The 18,545-nt window shown below is 74.4% G+C and carries 15 protein-coding genes; 10 read left to right on the top strand and 5 right to left on the bottom strand.

What is annotated here, in order from left to right:
* Positions 1-39 precede the first annotated feature (39 nt).
* From OKX07_RS07505 to OKX07_RS07475, 7 genes are all read left to right on the top strand, one after another.
* A complete protein-coding gene (locus OKX07_RS07505) occupies positions 40-1,974 on the top strand; it encodes an acyltransferase family protein (protein ID WP_265631204.1) in 1,935 nt (644 codons plus the stop codon).
* A 304-nt stretch (positions 1,975-2,278) separates the two neighbouring features.
* A complete protein-coding gene (locus OKX07_RS07500) occupies positions 2,279-3,115 on the top strand; it encodes an ABC transporter ATP-binding protein (protein WP_265631203.1) in 837 nt (278 codons plus the stop codon).
* Positions 3,116-3,198: 83 nt separating this feature from the next.
* Positions 3,199-4,248, top strand: coding sequence for an aliphatic sulfonate ABC transporter substrate-binding protein (locus OKX07_RS07495; protein WP_265631202.1), 1,050 nt, complete (start codon positions 3,199-3,201; stop codon positions 4,246-4,248).
* Between the two features lie 77 nt (positions 4,249-4,325).
* Positions 4,326-5,228 carry an ABC transporter permease gene (locus tag OKX07_RS07490; protein WP_265631201.1) on the top strand — a complete coding sequence of 301 codons (903 nt, stop codon included), beginning with the start codon at positions 4,326-4,328 and terminating at the stop codon, positions 5,226-5,228.
* On the top strand, positions 5,225-7,267 hold the full coding sequence (gene acs / locus OKX07_RS07485; protein ID WP_265631200.1) for an acetate--CoA ligase: 2,043 nt from the start codon (positions 5,225-5,227) through the stop codon (positions 7,265-7,267). Before OKX07_RS07490 ends, acs begins: the two co-directional genes overlap by 4 nt.
* 49 nt (positions 7,268-7,316) lie before the next feature.
* The gene (locus OKX07_RS07480) at positions 7,317-8,639 is read left to right on the top strand and encodes an O-acetylhomoserine aminocarboxypropyltransferase/cysteine synthase family protein (RefSeq protein WP_265631199.1); all 1,323 of its coding nucleotides are present in this window, start codon (positions 7,317-7,319) and stop codon (positions 8,637-8,639) included.
* On the top strand, positions 8,636-9,121 hold the full coding sequence (locus tag OKX07_RS07475; protein WP_265631198.1) for a CoA-binding protein: 486 nt from the start codon (positions 8,636-8,638) through the stop codon (positions 9,119-9,121). Before OKX07_RS07480 ends, OKX07_RS07475 begins: the two co-directional genes overlap by 4 nt.
* 14 nt (positions 9,122-9,135) lie before the next feature.
* Here OKX07_RS07475 and OKX07_RS07470 read toward each other — a convergent pair whose 3' ends face one another.
* Positions 9,136-9,498 carry an MGMT family protein gene (locus OKX07_RS07470; RefSeq protein ID WP_416220843.1) on the bottom strand — a complete coding sequence of 121 codons (363 nt, stop codon included), beginning with the start codon at positions 9,496-9,498 and terminating at the stop codon, positions 9,136-9,138.
* Between the two features lie 2 nt (positions 9,499-9,500).
* Entirely contained in the window at positions 9,501-10,577 is a 1,077-nt protein-coding gene (locus OKX07_RS07465; RefSeq protein ID WP_265631197.1) for a PP2C family protein-serine/threonine phosphatase, read from the bottom strand.
* An 88-nt stretch (positions 10,578-10,665) separates the two neighbouring features.
* On the opposite strand from OKX07_RS07465, the gene OKX07_RS07460 reads away from it, so the two are divergent.
* Positions 10,666-11,913: a GNAT family N-acetyltransferase gene (locus tag OKX07_RS07460; RefSeq protein WP_265631196.1), complete on the top strand. Its 1,248-nt coding sequence runs from the start codon at positions 10,666-10,668 to the stop codon at positions 11,911-11,913.
* A 39-nt stretch (positions 11,914-11,952) separates the two neighbouring features.
* On the opposite strand, the gene OKX07_RS07455 is transcribed toward OKX07_RS07460, so the two are convergent.
* Positions 11,953-12,405: a ribose-5-phosphate isomerase gene (locus OKX07_RS07455; RefSeq protein ID WP_265631849.1), complete on the bottom strand. Its 453-nt coding sequence runs from the start codon at positions 12,403-12,405 to the stop codon at positions 11,953-11,955.
* Between the two features lie 58 nt (positions 12,406-12,463).
* Between OKX07_RS07455 and OKX07_RS07450 the strand changes: the two genes are divergently transcribed.
* Entirely contained in the window at positions 12,464-14,458 is a 1,995-nt protein-coding gene (locus OKX07_RS07450) for a M13 family metallopeptidase (protein WP_265631195.1), read from the top strand.
* A 76-nt stretch (positions 14,459-14,534) separates the two neighbouring features.
* Here OKX07_RS07450 and OKX07_RS07445 read toward each other — a convergent pair whose 3' ends face one another.
* Entirely contained in the window at positions 14,535-15,071 is a 537-nt protein-coding gene (locus OKX07_RS07445; protein WP_265631194.1) for a hypothetical protein, read from the bottom strand.
* The gene (locus OKX07_RS07440; protein WP_265631193.1) at positions 15,068-15,697 is read right to left on the bottom strand and encodes a DsbA family protein; all 630 of its coding nucleotides are present in this window, start codon (positions 15,695-15,697) and stop codon (positions 15,068-15,070) included. Before OKX07_RS07440 ends, OKX07_RS07445 begins: the two co-directional genes overlap by 4 nt.
* A 232-nt stretch (positions 15,698-15,929) precedes the next feature.
* On the opposite strand from OKX07_RS07440, the gene pepN reads away from it, so the two are divergent.
* Entirely contained in the window at positions 15,930-18,536 is a 2,607-nt protein-coding gene (gene pepN / locus OKX07_RS07435; protein WP_265631192.1) for an aminopeptidase N, read from the top strand.
* The last annotated feature ends 9 nt before the right edge of the window (positions 18,537-18,545 follow it).

Raw genomic sequence — 18,545 nt, 5'->3', positions numbered from 1 at the left:
GCGCGTCGAGCAGCACGGAGCACGTCCGCAAGGGGTCGCATGGCAGTCGTCGAGCAGGTCGTCGCGTACCCGCGGCCACGCACCGCGCACAGCACGCCTCCCGCAGCCGCGCGCCCGACCCCCCTGCCCCACCTGCGCGGCCTGGACGGGGTCCGCGCGCTCGCCGTCGTCGCGGTGCTGCTCTACCACCTGGGCGTGCCGTGGGCGCGCGGCGGGTTCCTCGGCGTCGACGTGTTCTTCGTCCTGTCCGGGTTCCTCGTCGCGACGCTGGTGCTCGACGAGGTCGAGGCGACGGGACGGTTCCGCGCCGGGCGCTACCTCGCGCGCCGCGTCCGCCGGCTCGTCCCCGCGCTGCTCGTGCTGCTCGTCGCGGTCGGCGCCGCGGGGCTCGTCGTCCGGGACGCGCTGCCCGCGCTGCGGGGCGACCTCGTCGCGGCGGCGACCTACACGTCGAACTGGTGGCAGGTCGTCGCGGACCGCTCGTACTTCGAGCTCACCGGACGTCCGCCCCTGCTGCAGCACCTCTGGACCCTGGCGGTCGAGGCGCAGTTCTACCTCGTCATGCCGCTGGCGGCGCTGCTGGTGCTGCGTGCGGGGCGGGCCCGGCTCGGGCAGGTCGCCGCCGGCCTGGCCGTCGCCTCCACCGTCGCGATGGGCGTGCTCGCCGCCCGCGGCGGCATCCCCGTCCCGCACGACGCCACCCGCGTGTACGTCGGCACCGACACCCACGCCATGAGCCTGCTGCTGGGGGTGGCGGCGGCGACCGTCTGGCAGCCGTGGCGCACGTGGCGCCGCGCGGGCACCTGGGCGAGCGAGCGGGGAGACCCCGTGCGCCGGTTCGAGGCCGGCGTCACCGACGTGCTCGGGGTGGCCGCGCTCGCGGGCGTCGTCGCGTGCGTGGTGCTGGTCGACGAGTTCTCGGGTGCGCTGTACCGCGGCGGCTTCCTCGCGTTCGCCGGCCTCGCGATCGTGCTCGTGGGCGCCGCCGCCGACCCCGCGGGGCTGCTCGGCCGCGCGCTCGCGTGCCCGCCGCTGCGCTGGCTGGGCGAGCGGTCGTACGGGATCTACCTGTGGCACTGGCCGGTCCTCATGCTGACGCGTCCGGACCAGGACCTGGCGCTGCCCGGCTGGGCGTCCCCGCTCGTGCGCGTGGGCGTGACGCTGCTGCTGGCCGAGGCGTCGTACCGCTGGGTCGAGACCCCCGTGCGGCGCGGCGCGCTGCGTCGGCTCGCGGTGCGGCTGCGGCAGCTGGGACCCGGTCGGGCGGTGCTCGCGCTGCGGACGGGCGCCGCCACGGTGGGCGTCCTGACGGTCGTCGTGCTGGTGGGCGTCGGTGTGGCGCGGACGCCGGCCGGACCGCTCGAGGCGCCGGCCGGTGCGACGCAGGACGCCCTCGCAGGGGCGGCCGTCAGCCCGTCCACGACTCCGTCGCGGGGACCGGACGCGATCGGCTCCGCGGTCCCGCAGCAGGACCGCAGCCCGGCGCCGGCACCCTCGCCGGTCGAGGTGGTCGGGACCGTCTCGGCGTACGGGGACTCGGTGATGCTCGGGGCGGCGGCCGAGCTCGCGGCGCGCGGCGTCCCGGTCGACGCGGCCGTCTCGCGGCAGTTCACCGAGATGGTCGACCTCGTGCTCGGTGCGGCCGCCGCCGGCACGCTCGGTCACACGGTGGTGGTGCACGGTGGCACCAACGGGCCGATCGACGAGGCGGACCTGCGCCGGCTGCTCGACGCCACCGGTGACCGACGGGTGTTCGTGGTCAACGTTCGGGTGCCGCGGGCGTGGGAGCAGTACGACAACGAGCTGTTCGGGCGCGTGGTGCCGGAGTACGGGCACGCGCACCTGCTCGACTGGAAGTCGGGCGCCGAGGCCAACCCGACCTGGTTCTACGACGACGGCATCCACCTGCGCGAGGGCGGCGGCCGCGAGGGCTACGCGGACTGGATCGTCGGGGAGATCACCCCGGACGGCTGACGCGCGTTGCCGGGACGCGGCACGTACCGCTACAGTCTGCTCGAAGCGTGGTCACCGAGTCTCACATCGTGAGAACAGCCGGGCCGCGAGCGACACGACGGGAGGCCCGCGACCATGACCGCACGCCGCCTGCCCGTCGCCTCCCCCGCCTGCCGCTGTTGCCCGTGCTGCTCGATGCAGCCCCGCACCGGCCCCCGCTGACCCCCAGCACACGCCGACCCTCCCCCGGGTCGCCCCGCCGGTGCCCGCCCCCGTGGCCGCCCGGCACGCCGGACGCCCGCGCCTGAACCCCCGGACGTCCCCCATGACGCAGGACCCCACGCTCGACCGCCGCGCCCACACGGTCACGCTCGACGCCGTGCGGCGCACCTTCCCGACGCCCACCGGCACGCGCACCGTGCTGCACGCCGTCGACATCGAGCTGCGAGCAGGCGAGATCGTCGCGCTCGTCGGCCCGTCCGGCTGCGGCAAGTCCACCCTCCTGCGGCAGGTCAGCGGCCTGGACACCCCGGACTCCGGGCGCATCCTGCTCGACGGCACGCCCGTCACCGGTGTCGACCGGCGCACGGCGATGGCGTTCCAGGAGCCGCGCCTGCTGCCGTGGCGGACCCTGACCGCGAACGTCGCGCTCGGACTGCCGCCCGGCACCGAGAAGCAGGCCGGCCGCGCGCGCGTCGCCGAGCTGCTGCACCTGGTCGGCCTCGAGGAGTCCGCCGGCCTGCGCCCGCGCCAGGTCAGCGGGGGCATGGCGCAGCGCACGGCGCTGGCCCGGGCGCTGGCCCGCAACCCCGGCGTCCTGCTGCTCGACGAGCCGTTCGGCGCGCTCGACGCCCTGACCCGCCTGCGCATGCAGGACCTGCTGCTCGACGTGCGCGCCGCCGAGCCGACGACCGTGCTGCTCGTGACGCACGACGTCGAGGAGGCCCTGTACCTCGCCGACCGCGTCCTGCTGCTGCGCAACCTCGCGCGGTGTCCCGAGGGCACGCCGACGGTCGCGCGCGTCATCGACGTGCCGGGCGCCCGGCCGCGCGACCGTGCCGACCACCAGCTCGCCGAGCTGCGCGCCGAGCTGCTCGAGGGCCTGGGTGTCGCGACGCACCACGCCGCGCCCGCCGACCCCGACCTGCACCACTCCATCTGACCCGTCCGCACGCCGGCGCACCCCCGCGCCCGTCCCCACCCCCGGGCCGCAGGCCCCTCCCCCCTGAGATGAGAGAACCGACGATGACGATCCGCACCGCCGTCTCCGCCACCGCGCTGGCCCTCGTGACCGCCCTGGCGCTGACCGGCTGCGTCGCCGGTGAGGACGCCGAGCCCGAGGCCGCCGAGCCCACCGGCACCGCCGACGGCGCCGTCGAGTGGAGCGCCGACACGCTCGAGCTCGACTTCGCGACGTACAACCCGCTGAGCCTGGTCATCAAGGACCAGGGCTGGCTCGAGGAGACCCTCGGCGACGACGTCACCGTCACCTGGGTGCAGTCCGCCGGGTCGAACAAGGCCAACGAGGCGCTGCGGGCCGGTGCGATCGACGTGGGCTCGACGGCCGGCTCGGCCGCGCTGCTCGCCCGCTCCAACGGCTCGCCGATCCACACGATCGGCATCTACTCCCAGCCCGAGTGGGCCGCGATCGTCGTGCCCGCCGGCTCGGACATCACGTCCGTCGCGGACCTGGCGGGCAAGTCCGTGGCCGCGACCAAGGGCACCGACCCGTACTTCTTCCTCCTGCAGTCCCTCGAGGAGGCCGGCGTCCCGCTCGCGGACGTCGAGGTGCAGAACCTGCAGCACGCCGACGGCCGCACGGCCCTCGAGCAGGGCTCCGTGGCCGCGTGGTCGGGCCTCGACCCGATCATGGCCGCGGGCGAGGCCGAGTCCGGCCTCGAGCTCGTCTACCGCAACATCGACTTCAACACCTACGGCTTCCTCAACGCGACGCAGGACTTCCTCGACGCGAGCCCCGACCTGGCGCAGCTCGTCGTCGACGCGTACGAGAAGGCGCGCGCCTGGGCGCAGGAGAACCCCGAGGAGGTCGTCGCGATCCTCGCCGAGGTCGCGGGCATCGACCCCGCGGTCGCCGAGAAGGTCATCGTCGAGCGCACCAACCTGGGTGTCGACCCCGTCCCCGGCGACGCGCAGCGCGAGGTCCTCGAGGTCGTCGGCCCGATCTTCGTCGAGTCCGGCGACGTCACGGACCAGGCGACGATCGACAAGGCCCTCGCCGAGCTGTTCGAGCCGACGTTCGCCGAGCAGGCGGACGCCGCGAACGTCGCCGGCTGATCCACCGGCGCCCCGCCGCCCGCGCGGCGGGGCGCCGCCCCCGCACCCTCCCTCCCCGCCCCCAGGAGAGACCGCCCATGACCGACGGAGCACCCGCCGGAGCCGACCTCGTCGTCGTGCCCGGCTCACCCGGCACCGGTCCCGTGACCGACGCCGACGGCCGACCCCTGCGCGCGCTGAACCCGTTCGACACCGGCCCGTCGCGCGCGGCGGCGTCGTCGTTCTGGTCGCGGCGCGCCACGCGGGTCGTCGGTGGGGCGCTGCTGCCCCTGCTGCTGCTCGCCGCGTGGCAGTACGTGACCGGCGCTGGTCTCGTCCCGGCGTACCAGCTGCCCAGCCCGGCCGCGGTGTGGCAGGCCGGGGTCGACCTGCACCAGCGGGGCGAGCTGGCCACGCACATCGCGATCTCGGTCCAGCGTGTGCTCATCGGGTTCGCGATCGGTGGCGCGATCGCGCTCGTGGTCGCGGCGGTCGTGGGCCTGTCCCGGGCCGGCGACGTCCTGCTCGCCCCGACGCTCGCCGCCGTGCGCGCCGTCCCCTCGCTGGCCTGGGTCCCGCTGCTCATCCTGTGGATGCAGATCGGCGAGGACTCCAAGATCACGCTCATCGCGATCGGCGCGTTCTTCCCCGTCTACTCGACGGTCGCCGCCGCGCTGCGGCACGTCGACCCGCACCTGGTCGAGGCCGGACGCGCGTTCGGGCTGCGTGGCGCCACGCTCTTCCGCTCGGTGCAGCTGCCCGCGGTGCTGCCCTCCGTGATGTCCGGGCTGCGGCTGGCCCTCGCCCAGGCGTGGCTCTTCCTCGTCGCAGCCGAGCTGATCGCCTCCTCGATGGGCCTGGGCTTCCTGCTGGTCGACTCCCAGAACAACGGTCGCGTCGACCGGATCCTGCTGGCGATCGTCCTGCTCGCGCTCATCGGCAAGCTCACCGACTCGATCCTGGGGCTGGCCGAGAAGCAGCTGCTGCGGAGGTTCGCGTGACCACGCTCGACACCCTGCAGTCCGAGACCCGCACCTACCCGGCGCCGGCCCACCTCGCGGCGACGTCCAACGTCCGCCCGGAGGACTGGGCGCGCGCCGCGGCCGACCCCGTCGCCTTCTGGGAGGACGCCGCGCGGCGCCTCGAGTGGGACACGCCGTGGCACACCGCCCACACGTGGTCCCCGCCCGTCCCCGTCGAGGGCGGCGACCCCGACGAGCTCACCGTCCCCGAGGCGCGCTGGTTCGTCGGCGGGCGCCTCAACGTCGCCGTCAACTGCGTCGACCGGCACGTCGCGGCCGGCCGCGGCGACAAGGTCGCGCTGCACGTCGAGGGCGAGCGCGGGGACCGTCGGTCGATCACGTACGCCCAGCTGCAGCGCGAGGTCGCGCAGGCCGCGCACGCGCTGACGGCGCTCGGCGTGGGCCCGGGCGACCGCGTCGTGGTGTACCTGCCGGTGATCGCCGAGACGGTCGTCGTGACGCTCGCGATCGCGCGCCTCGGCGCCGTGCACTCGCTGGTGTTCGGCGGCTTCTCGGCCGAGGCCGTGCGGTTCCGTGTCCAGGACACCGAGGCCAAGGTCCTGGTCACGAGCGACGGGCAGTTCCGCCGCGGCCAGGCCGTCGAGGTGAAGTCCGCCGCCGACGAGGCCGTGGCCGGGCTCGACCACGTCGAGCACGTGCTCGTCGTGCGGCGCACCGGCCAGGACGTCGCGTGGACGCCCGGCCGGGACGTCTGGTGGCACGACGTGGTCGACACCCAGCCCGACGTCCACGAGGCGCAGGCGTTCGACGCCGAGCACCCGCTGTTCGTCATCTACACCTCGGGGACCACGGGCAAGCCCAAGGGGCTCGTGCACACCTCCGGCGGGTACCTCACGCACGCCGCGTGGTCGCACTGGGCCGTCTTCGACGTCAAGGACGACGACGTGCACTGGTGCACCGCCGACCTCGCGTGGGTCACGGCGCACACCTACGAGATCTACGGCCCGCTGGCGAACGGCCTCACGCAGGTCATCTACGAGGGCACCCCCGACACGCCGCACCGCGAGCGCCACCTCGAGGTCATCGAGCGCTACGGCGTCACGACCTACTACACGGCGCCCACGCTGATCCGGACCTTCATGACGTGGTTCGGTGACGTGCTGCCCGTCGAGCACGACCTGTCGAGCATCCGGTTGCTGGGCACCGTCGGCGAGGCCATCAACCCCGAGGCGTGGGTGTGGTTCCGGCGCACGTTCGGGCGCGACGAGGTGCCGGTCGTCGACACCTGGTGGCAGTCCGAGACGGGTGCGGCGATGATCGCGCCCGTCCCCGGCGTCACGACCCTCAAGCCGGGTTCGGCGACGCGCCCGCTGCCCGGGATCGCCGCGAAGGTCGTCGGCGACGACGGCGTCGAGGTGCAGCCCGGGCAGGGCGGGTTCCTCGTCGTCGAGCGGCCGTGGCCGGGCATGGCGCGCACGGTGTGGCGCGACCCGCAGCGGTACCTCGACGCGTACTGGCGCCGGTTCGCCGGGCACGGCCCCGCGGGAGCGTACTTCCTGGCCGGCGACGGCGCGTCGTACGACGAGGACCGCGACATCTGGCTGCTCGGCCGCATCGACGACGTCATCAACGTCTCCGGGCACCGGCTGTCGACCATCGAGGTGGAGTCGGCGCTCGTCGCGCACCCCGCGGTCGGCGAGGCCGGTGTCGCGGGCGTCGCCGACCCCGTGACCGGGCAGGCCATCGCGGCGTTCGTCGTGCCGAGCACACCGCCGGGGCCCGTGGAGGACGTCGAGGCGTGGCTCGCCGCGACCCACGCGCTGCGGGACGAGCTGCGCGCGCACGTCGCGCACGCGATCGGTCCGGTGGCCCGGCCGCGCCACGTGCTGGTCGTCCCCGAGGTGCCCAAGACGCGGTCGGGCAAGATCATGCGCAGGCTGCTCGCGCAGCTCGTCGAGGGCTCGACGCTCGGCGACACGACGTCGCTGCAGAACCCGTGGGCGGTCGAGCAGGTGGGCACGCTCGTCGCGGCGGGCCTGCCGCGCCCGTCCGCCTGACCCGTCGTCCGACCCCGTCCCCCGACCCCGTCACCCCGACAGGAGCACCGTGAGCGAGCACCGCTTCGGCTTCCGCACCCGTGCGCTGCACGCCGGCGGCATCCCCGACGCCACCACGGGCGCGCGCGCCGTGCCGATCTACCAGACGACGTCGTTCGTCTTCGACGACACCGCCGACGCCGCGAACCTCTTCGCGCTGCAGAAGTACGGCAACATCTACTCGCGCATCGGCAACCCCACGGTCGCGGCGTTCGAGGAGCGTCTCGCGTCGCTCGAGGGCGGCATCGGTGCGGTCGCCACGGCGTCCGGCATGGCCGCCGAGTTCCTCGTGTTCGCGGCGCTGGCCGGGGCGGGCGACCACCTGGTCGCCTCCGCGCAGCTGTACGGCGGCACCGTGACGCAGCTCGACGTCACGCTGCGGCGCTTCGGCGTCGAGACGACGTTCGTGCCCGGCACGGACCCGGCCGACTACGCGGCGGCGATCCGCCCGGAGACCAAGGCCGTGTACACCGAGGTCATCGCGAACCCGTCGGGCGAGATCGCCGACCTGGCCGGTCTGGCCGAGGTCGCGCACGCCGCCGGGGTGCCGCTCGTCGTGGACTCCACGCTCTCGACCCCGTACCTGGTGCGCCCCATCGAGCACGGCGCGGACATCGTCATCCACTCCGCGACGAAGTTCCTCGGCGGGCACGGGACCACGCTCGGTGGCGTGATCGTCGAGTCCGGCCGGTTCGACTGGGGCAACGGGCGCTTCCCGACCATGACCGAGCCCGTGGCGTCGTACGGCGGCGTGCGCTGGTGGGAGAACTTCGGCGAGTACGGGTTCCTCACCAAGCTGCGCTCCGAGCAGCTGCGCGACATCGGCCCGGCGCTGTCCCCCATGTCGGCGTTCCAGCTGCTGCAGGGCGTCGAGACGCTGCCCCAGCGCATCGACGCCCACCTCGCGAACGCGCGCGAGGTCGCGACGTGGCTCGAGTCGGACCCACGCATCGCGTCGGTGCTGTGGGCCGGCCTGGAGTCGCACCCGCACCACGAGCGCGCACGGAGGTACCTGCCGCTCGGCCCCGGCTCGGTGTTCGCGTTCCGCCTCGCCGGCACGCCGGACCTGGCCGGCCGGGAGGTCGGCCGCCGGTTCATCGAGGCCCTGCAGCTGGCGAGCCACCTGGCCAACGTGGGAGACGCCCGCACGCTGGTCATCCACCCCGGCTCGACGACGCACCAGCAGCTCTCGGCCGAGCAGCTCGAGGCCGCCGGGGTCCCCGAGGACCTCGTGCGCATCAGCATCGGCATCGAGGACGCCGTCGACATCCTGTGGGACCTCGACCAGGCCCTGACCGTCGCGACCGGGACCACCCGGGAGGAGGCCCGATGAACGCCCGCACCTGGCTCGGCCCGAGCGCGCCGGAGCGCCTGGCGATCCTGCGCGCCACGCGATCCATCGCGATCGTCGGCGCGTCGACCAACCCCGCACGCGCGTCGTACTTCGTCGCGACGTACCTGCTGTCGAGCTCGCCGTACGACGTGTACTTCGTCAACCCGCGCGCCGAGACGATCCTCGGTCGGCCGGTCTACCCCTCGCTCGACGCGCTGCCCGTGGTGCCCGACCTGGTCGACGTGTTCCGCCGCCACGACGACCTCGAGACCGTCCTCGACGAGACCCTCGCGGTGGGCGCGAAGACGCTGTGGCTGCAGCTCGGCTCGTGGCACGAGGACGTCGCACGGCGCGGCGAGGAGGCCGGGCTGGCCGTCGTCATGGACCGCTGCGTGAAGATCGAGCACGCGCGCTTCCACGGCGGCCTGCACCTCGCCGGGTTCGACACGGGCGTGATCTCCTCGCGGCGCGCGCTGGGCTGACCGGCGGTCCCGCGTCAGTCGTCGGGGAACCAGACCGCCTGGCGCAGCCGGACGCGTTCGCCGTCGGGCGTCAGCGGCGTGCCCTCGGCGCGCAGGTGCACCAGCGCGCGCGTCAGGTGGTGCGCGGGCGGGCTGCCGGACGCGTTGACGACGCGCCACCACGGCACGTCACCACCACGGGCCATGGCCCGTCCCACCTGGCGCGGTCCGCCGCGCGGCGTGCGGCCCGCCGCGAGCGCCCGATCGGCGAGGACCTCGGCGACCAGGCCGTACGTCATCACCCGGCCGGGAGGGATCGTCGCGACGAGGACGTGGACCTCCTCGACCCAGTCGTCGGGATCGACCTCGGGTCCTCCCGTGCCCACGTCGGGCCCCACGCTCAGCTCCGCCGGAGCACGACGACAGCCCGGTCGTCGTCGTCGCCCACGCGGGCACCGACGAGGACCTCGTGAGCGTTGCCGGGGTTCGCCGCCAGGACCTCCTCGATGACGCCCAGGAGCCGGTCGATGCCCTGGTCGACGTCGCGCCCGGGTGCCTCGACGAGGCCGTCGGTGTAGAGCACGATCACGTCACCCGGCAGCAGCGCGCCCCGGCGCACGCCGGGCTCCATGTCCTCGACCACGCCGAGCGCGATGCCCCCGCCCCCGTCGAGCAGCTCGATCCGGCCCGACCCGGCGTGCAGCACCGCGGGCGGCGGGTGCCCTGCGGTCCCGACCCGGTACGCCCCCGTGGCGAGGTCCACGGACAGGTGGGCGGCGGTCGCGAACCCCTCGTCCCACCCCTGACCCAGCAGGTAGGAGTTGGCGGCCGGCAGGAAGTCCTCGACCCGCAGCGCGCCCAGCAGCCCGCCGAGCGCCCCCTGGAGCTGCAACGCCCGGACCCCCGCGGCCTGGCCCTTGCCGGAGACGTCGACGAGCACGACCTCGAACCGTGTCCCGCGCAGGTGGGACACGAGGAAGTCGCCCGAGAACGCGGCGGCGTGCGCCGAGCGCACCTCGGCGTCCACCTGCCAGCGCAGCGGGAGCCCGGGGAGGCGGCCGCCGGCGGCGAGCCGGTCCCGCAGGTCGACGAGCATCAGCGCACCCGGCGCGCCCTGCAGGCCGAGCTGGTCACGCTCCCGGCCGAACACCAGGACCGCGGCACAGGCCAGCCCGACCACGACGAGCGGCCCCGGCGTGGGCGCGGCGGGCCGGACGACGACGCACGCCACGGTGAGCGCGGCGACGACCACGACGAGGACGACGAGGTAGCGCCACCGCAGCACGAAGGCGCCGACCAGCAGCAGCAGGACGAACCCTGACAGCGCGAACCAGTCCGGCTGCCAGAGGGCGCCGAGGGAGTACAGGGCGGCCAGCAGCACCAGCACACCGACGACCCGTGCCTGCGGCCCGGCGGCCCAGCCCGCGAACAGCCGCCACGCCCAGCCTCCACGCGCACCGAACGGTGAGGAGCCCACGACCCGAGCCTAGGCCCGCGCGCACGTCGCACGTCACGACGACGCAATCCGCGTGCGTCATGACGCCCCGCGCGAGCAGGATGGCGCCATGAGCACCCTGCCCGACGGCTACCGCACCGTCGTCGTCACCCCCGAGCGCGTCGCGGACTTCCGCACCACCGACGAGCTCGCGTTCGCCGTCACCCCCCAGCCGGAGATCGAGGCGTCCCTGCCGTTCCCGATCCCGCTCGACCGCCTCATGGCCGTGGAGGCGTCCGACGGCACCTACGCCGCGGTGCACGGCTCGTACCCCTTCGCGATGCCCGTGCCGGGAGGCGAGGTCGCGTGCTCGGGGCTGTCGTGGGTCGCGGTGCGTCCCGACCACCGCCGGCGTGGCCTGCTGACGTCGATGATCCGGACCCACGTCGAGCGGTCGCTGGCGCGCGGCGAGCCCGTGTCGGCGCTGTTCGCGGCCGAGCCGGCGATCTACGGCCGGTTCGGGTACGGCAGCGCCGCCGACGACGTCCGGATGACGCTGCCGCGTCGTGCGGCGCTGCGTCCCGTGGCCGGGTCGGACGACCTCACGGTGCGGCTCGAGCGCGTCGACCCCGCCCGCCACTGCGACGTCGTCGAGGACCTGCACGTGCGCGCCGGCGCAGGTCGACCCGGCTGGATGCCCCGCGCCGCACCCGAGGTGCGGGCGCGCACCGTCGCCGACCCCCCGTCCCGGCGGAACGGCGTCGAGCCCCTGCTGCTGGCGACGGTGCTCGCGGGCGAGGAGGTCCGCGCCCTCGCGCTGCTGGCCCGCAAGGACTCGTGGGGCGAGAACGGGCCCGACTTCACGGTGAGGGTCCGCCAGGCGTCCGCGACGGACGCGGCCTCCGCGCACCGGCTGTGGTCGTTCCTGCTCGACCTGGACCTCACGACGACGGTCGAGACGCCGATGCTGCCGGTCGACGACCCGCTGCTGCACCTGCTGGTCGACCTGCGGCCGGCACGCCGTCGCACGGGCGACAACCTGTGGGTGCGGCTGCTGGACCTCCCGCAGGCGCTCGTCGGGCGTCGGTACGCGGGGCCGGCGGACGTCGTGCTCGACGTGACGGACACCCTGCTGCCCGCCAACGCGGGCCGCTGGCGGCTGATCGTCGACACGGACGGCGCCGCCGACGTCGTGCGGACCCACGCGGCACCCGACGTGCGGCTCGACGTGCGGGAGCTGGGCGCGCTGTACCTCGGCGGCCGGTCGGCGACCGCGCTGGCGAGCGCGGGACTCGTCCACGGGGACCGGCCGGTGCTGGACCGGCTCACGACGACGTTCGCGTCGCCGCTCGCGCCGGTGTGCCCCTGGGTCTTCTGAGGCACCGGCTCCCGAGGGCGGCGCCGACGCGCCCCGTCGTCAGCGGCGCGCGGCCTCGTACGCGGCGAGCTGGTCGATGCGGCGCTGGTGCCGCGGGTTGCCGCTGAACGGCTCGGCGACGAACAGGTCGACCAGCGTGAGGGCCTCGTCGACGGTGTGCTGCCGCGCGCCGATCGCGACCACGTTCGCGTCGTTGTGCTGGCGGCCCAGGCGGGCGGTGTCCGCGTTCCACGCGAGCGCGGCCCGCACGCCCGCGACCTTGTTCGCGGCGATCTGCTCGCCGTTGCCCGACCCGCCGATCACCACGCCCAGCGAACCCGGGTCGGCGACGACGGCCTCCCCCGCGGCGAAGCAGAACGACGGGTAGTCGTCGAGCTCGTCGTACGCGAAGGCCCCGTGGTCGACGACCTCGTGGTCGGCGGCCCGCAGGTGCTCGAGGAGCGCGACCTTCAGCTCGTACCCGGCATGGTCGGCGGCGACGTGGATGCGCATGGGGACATCCTGCCGCAGCGTGCGCCGCACCACGTCCGGGCGTCCGTAGGCTGTCGGCATGACGCGCAGCGGACTCCCCCTCGACGACCTGGACCCGGCGGTCCGACCCCAGGACGACCTCGACGCCCACGTGAACGGCCGGTGGGCCGCCTCGTACGTGATCCCGGCGGACCGGGCCATGGACGGCCCCTTCCGGGCGCTCTACGACGAGGCCGAACGCCAGGTCCTCGACATCATCACCGACGCCGCACAGGCAGCGGGCGAGGGCGACGCGGAGGGTGTCGAGGGCAAGATCGGCGCGCTGTACGCGAGCTTCATGGCCGCCGACGCGGTGGCCGCCGCCGGTGTCGAGCCGCTGCGCGCCGACCTCGCGCTCGTCGACGCCGCGACGTCGGCCGCCGACCTGACCACCGCGCTGGGCACGCTGCAGCGCACGGGCGCCGCCGCCGTGGTCGACCTGTACGTCGACAACGACGCCAAGGACCCCGACACCTACGTCGTGCACCTGGTGCAGGGTGGCCTCGGGCTGCCGGACGAGGCGTACTACCGCGAGGAGCAGCACGCCGCCGTGCGCGAGAAGTACCTGCCGCACGTCGCGCGCATGCTGCGCCTCGCCGCGCCCGTGTCCGGCGTCGTCGCGGCCGGCGACCCCGAGGACCTCGCCGGGCGGGTCGTGGCGCTCGAGTCGCGCCTGGCGTCCCACCACTGGGACGTCGTGAAGGACCGCGACGCCGAGCTGACGTACAACGCGCTGACGCTGACCGAGCTCGCGGAGCGCGCACCGGGCTTCGGCTGGCGCGCGTGGGCCGCCGCGCTGGGCGCGCCGGAGGGCACGCTCGACCGCCTGGTGGTGCGCGAGCCGTCGTTCGCCGAGGGCTTCGCGTCCCTGTGGGGCGAGGTCCCGCTCGCCGACTGGCAGGCGTGGGCGACGTACCACGTGGTGTCGGCGCGCGCGCCGTACCTGACCGACGAGCTCGTCGAGGCGAACTTCGACTTCTACGGCCGCACCCTGTCCGGCGCGCCGGAGGTCCGCGAGCGCTGGAAGCGCGGCGTGTCCCTCGTGCAGGGCTCGCTCGGCGAGGCCGTCGGCAAGGTGTACGTCGAGCGCCACTTCCCGCCGTCGCACAAGGAGCGCATGGACGTCCTCGTGGCGCACCTGGTCGAGGCGTACCGCGCGTCGATCACGTCGCTGACGTGGATGGGCGAGGAGACCCGGCAGCGCGCGCTGGAGAAGCTCGACAAGTTCACGCCGAAGATCGGCTACCCCGTGAAGTGGCGCGACTACGCGTCGCTCGAGGTGCGCGCGGACGACCTGGTCGGCAACGTGCGCCGCTCGCACGCCTTCGAGCTGGACCGCGAGCTGCACAAGATCGGCCGGCCCATCGACCGCGACGAGTGGTTCATGACGCCGCAGACCGTCAACGCGTACTACAACCCCGGCATGAACGAGATCGTCTTCCCCGCCGCGATCCTGCAGCCGCCGTTCTTCGACGCGGGCGCGGACGACGCCGTCAACTACGGCGGCATCGGCGCGGTCATCGGCCACGAGATCGGCCACGGCTTCGACGACCAGGGCTCGAAGTACGACGGCGACGGGCGCCTGGTCGACTGGTGGACCGCGCAGGACCGTGCCGAGTTCGAGCGCCGCACGAAGTCGCTGGTCGACCAGTACGCGCAGTACTCCCCGCGCCAGCTCGGCGGCAGCCACCACGTCAACGGCGAGCTGACGATCGGCGAGAACATCGGGGACCTCGGCGGGCTCGCCATCGCGGTGCGCGCGTACGAGATCGCGCTCGGCCGACCGCTCGCCGACGCTCCCGTGCTCGACGAGCACACGGGCCTGCAGCGGCTGTTCATCGGCTGGGCGCACTCCTGGCGGACCAAGGGCCGGGACGAGGAGGTCGTCCGGCGCCTGGCCGTCGACCCGCACTCGCCGGACGAGTTCCGCTGCAACGGCGTGGTCCGCAACATCGACGAGTTCTACACGGCGTACGACGTGCAGCCGACCGACGGGCTGTGGCTGGACCCCGAGGACCGCGTCCGCATCTGGTGAGGTGACGTGCGTGCGGCCCCCGGCGAGGGGGCTGCACGCACGTCGGGTCGTCGTCGGGGCGTCGGAGCGGCCGGCGTCAGGGCAGCGCGGTCCACTGCGCGCGGGCGAGCCGGAACCCGACCCCGGCGGCGTCCAGGCACGTGACCCCGTCGGTCCCGGACGCGCAGGTGTAGTCCCCGACGGTCTCGCGGGCGCCGTACGTGAGCTCGGCGCCGGGCGGCAGCTCCGGGATGCCGTCGTCCTCGCACCGGAACCGGAAGCCCTCGGCGTCGAGGTGCACGACGTGCCCGGTCTCCGCCTCGCACCCGGTGACCTGGGGTGCCGCGTACGTGAAGCTGCCGATCGTGCACAGCACACCCTCGACGCTCATCTCGCACGCGATGTTGCCGCTCGGCAACGAGAACGCGACAGGCTCGGTCGACGCCTCGTCCGTGGCGGTCGCCGTCGCGGCGGGGGCCGACGCGGTGGACGACGCGCCCGCGTCGTCGTCGGCGCGCCCGCGCTCGGGCAGCGTGGCCACGAGGACCACCAGCAGCACGACGAGCAGCACGTCGACCAGCAGGAACACCTGCATGCCGCGGCTCAGGCCCCGCAGGGGGCCCGACCCGCTCACGCCTGCGGCGGGGCCGGGGTGTCGAACACCGGGCCCAGCGTCCGCGTGCGCTTGAGCTCGTAGAAGCCCGGCACCCCCGTGATCAGCGCGAGACCGTCGAACAACCGCCCGGCGGCGTCCCCGCGCGGCGCGGGCGTCATGACGGGACCGAAGAACCCGACACCGTCGATCGCGACGACCGGGGTGCCGACCTCGTCGCCGACCAGCTCCATCGCCCGCGCGTGCGACGCGCGCAGCAGGTCGTCGACCTCGTCGCCCGGGACGTCGGCGGCGACGTCCGCGAGCGCGGCCGGCAGCCCGACCTCGGCCAGCGACTCCGCGACGATCGCGTCGGTGTCCGTGCGGCCTCCGGGGTGCCGACGCGTGCCCATCGCGGTGTACAACGGCTCGAGGACCTCGTCGCCGTGGTCACGTGCGGCGGCGACCAGCACCCGGACCGGGCCCCACGACCCGTCCATGAGGCGGCGGTACTCGTCGGGCAGGTCGCGGCCCTCGTTGAGCACGGACAGGCTCATGACGTGCCACCGGACCTCGACGTCGCGGATGCGCTCGACCTCGAGCATCCAGCGGGACGTCATCCAGGCCCACGGGCAGGCAGGGTCGAACCAGAGGTCGACGACGGGCACACGAGCTCCTCTCGCTGACGGGACGAGCCCGAGTGTGCCCCTTCCGGCCGTCCGACGCACATCCCCTCCGGTCCCCCACGTCCCGTCGGACCCCCGTGGCATGATCGTGCGGTCGCGCACGTGCGACACGGCAGCGCCCCGCCCTGGCCGACCCGACCCCGGTCGTCGCCGACCGCCCGGGCGCCGCCACAGCCCCTCGTGGCCACCGCCGCAGAACGATCGGAGAGCATCCGTGCCCGGAGAGAACCTCACCCGCGCCGAGGCGGCCGAGCGCGCCGCACGCGTCCGCACCGACGCGTACGACGTCGTGCTCGACCTCACCACCGGGCCGAAGACGTTCTCGTCGCGCTCGACGGTGCGGTTCTCGGCGACGGCGGGGGCGAGCACGTTCGTGGACCTGATCGCGCCGACGGTGCACGAGGTGGTCCTCAACGGCCGGAGCCTCGACCCCGCCGCGGTGGTGTCCGACTCCCGGATCCTGCTCGCCGACCTGGCGGAGGAGAACGAGCTGACCGTCGTCGCGGAGTGCGCGTACATGCACACCGGCGAGGGCCTGCACCGCTTCGTGGACCCCGTCGACGACGAGGTGTACCTGTACAGCCAGTTCGAGGTCGCGGACTCCCGCCGCGTGTTCGCGGTGTTCGAGCAGCCGGACCTCAAGGCGACCTTCACGTTCACCGTCACCGCGCCCGCGCACTGGACGGTGGTGTCGAACTACCCGCAGCTGGGCGAGCCGCAGCGCGTCGAGGGCGGGCGCAACCTCAACGGCGGGCGGGACGACGGCACGGCGACGTGGACGTTCGCGACCACGCCGCGGATCTCCTCGTACATCACCGCCGTGGTCGCGGGGCCGTACCACGGCGAGCACGGCGAGCTGACGAGCAGCGACGGCCGCACGGTCCCGCTCGGGGTGTACTGCCGGTCGTCGCTCGCCCAGCACCTCGACACCGACAACATCCTCGACATCACGCGCGCCGGCTTCGCGTTCTACGAGGAGCGCTTCGGGCACCCCTACCCGTTCGCCAAGTACGACCAGCTCTTCGTGCCGGAGTTCAACGCCGGCGCCATGGAGAACGCCGGCGCGGTGACCTTCCTCGAGTCGTACGTCTTCCGCTCCAAGGTCCCCGACGCCACGGTCGAGCGCCGCGCGGTGACGATCCTGCACGAGCTCGCGCACATGTGGTTCGGCGACCTGGTGACGATGCGCTGGTGGGACGACCTGTGGCTCAACGAGTCGTTCGCCGAGTACGTCTCGACCCTCGCGACCGCCGAGGCGACGCCGTGGACCAGCGCCTGGACCACGTTCTCCTCGCTCGAGAAGTCGTGGGCGTACCGGCAGGACCAGCTGCCGTCGACGCACCCGATCGTCGCGGACATGCGCGACCTCGAGGACGTCGAGGTCAACTTCGACGGCATCACCTACGCCAAGGGCGCCTCGGTGCTCAAGCAGCTCGTCGCGTGGGTCGGCCAGGAGCAGTTCTTCGCCGGGGTGCGCGCGTACTTCGCGCGCCACGCCTGGGGCAACACCCAGCTGCACGACCTGCTGACCGAGCTGGAGACCACGAGCGGGCGCGACCTGTCGGCGTGGTCGGCCCTGTGGCTCGAGCAGGCGGGCGTCACGCTGCTGCGGCCCGCGTTCGAGGTCGACGCCGACGACGTGATCACGTCGTTCGCGGTGCTGCAGGAGGTCCCCGCCGAGCACCCCGTGCAGCGCCCGCACCGCCTCGCGGTCGGTGGGTACGACCTGGTCGGCGAGGGCGACGACGCGCGCCTGGTCCGCACCGTGCACGTCGAGCTGGACGTCGACGGCCCGCGCACCGAGGTCCCCGAGCTCGTCGGCGTGCGCCGTCCCGCGCTGCTGCTGGTCAACGACGACGACCTCGCGTACGCGAAGGTCCGGTTGGACCCGCAGTCCCTCGCGACGTCGGTGGCGCACCTCGACAAGTTCACGGACTCCCTGCCGCGCACCCTGGTGTGGGCGGCGGCGTGGGACGCGACGCGCGACGGCGAGACCTCGGCGCGCGACTTCGTCGACCTGGTCCTGCACAACATCGCGCACGAGACCGACTCGTCGGTGATCCTGGTCCTGCTCCGCCAGCTGACCACGGCGCTGGACCTGTACGTGGCCGCCGAGCACCGCGAGGCGACCGCGACCGCGGCGGCCGACCGGCTGCTCGCGCTGGCGCAGGCCGCGCCCGCGGGGTCTGACCAGCAGCTGCAGCTCGCCAAGGCCTTCGCCGGACGCGCGCGCACCGAGGCGCACCTCGACGTGGTCACCGAGGTCCTCGACGGCCGCCGGACGCTCGAGGGCCTCTCGGTCGACACCGACCTGCGCTGGGAGCTGCTCACGTCCCTCGTCGCGGGCGGGCGCGCGGGCGATGCCGACGTGGCCGCGCAGCAGGTCGCCGACCCGACCGCCACCGGTCAGCGGGCCGCGGCCGTCGCGCGTGCCGCCGTGCCGACGGCCGAGGCCAAGGAGCGCGCGTGGGCGGCCGTCGTCACCGGCGACGAGCTGCCCAACGCCCTGCAGGCCGCCACGATCGCCGGGTTCGGCCGGGTGCACGACGACGCGCTGCTGGTGCCGTGGGTCGAGCCGTACTTCGCCGATCTCGAGCGCGTGTGGACGGGCAAGACCAACGAGATGGCCCAGAACATCGTCCTCGGCCTGTACCCCACGGCCCTCGCGGACGACGCCCGCGTCGACGTCCTGGGCGCGACCGACGCGTGGCTCGACGGGCACCCCGACGCCCCGTCGGCGCTGCGGCGCCTGGTCCTCGAGTCCCGCGACGGGGTGCGCCGCGCGCTCGCCGCGCAGGAGGCCGACCGCCGCCGCGCCTGACGGACGACG

This window comes from Cellulomonas sp. S1-8 (genome assembly GCF_026184235.1).
In the GTDB taxonomy this organism is placed as follows: Bacteria; Actinomycetota; Actinomycetes; order Actinomycetales; family Cellulomonadaceae; genus Cellulomonas.
This window is presented reverse-complemented; position numbering and strand designations above follow the sequence as displayed.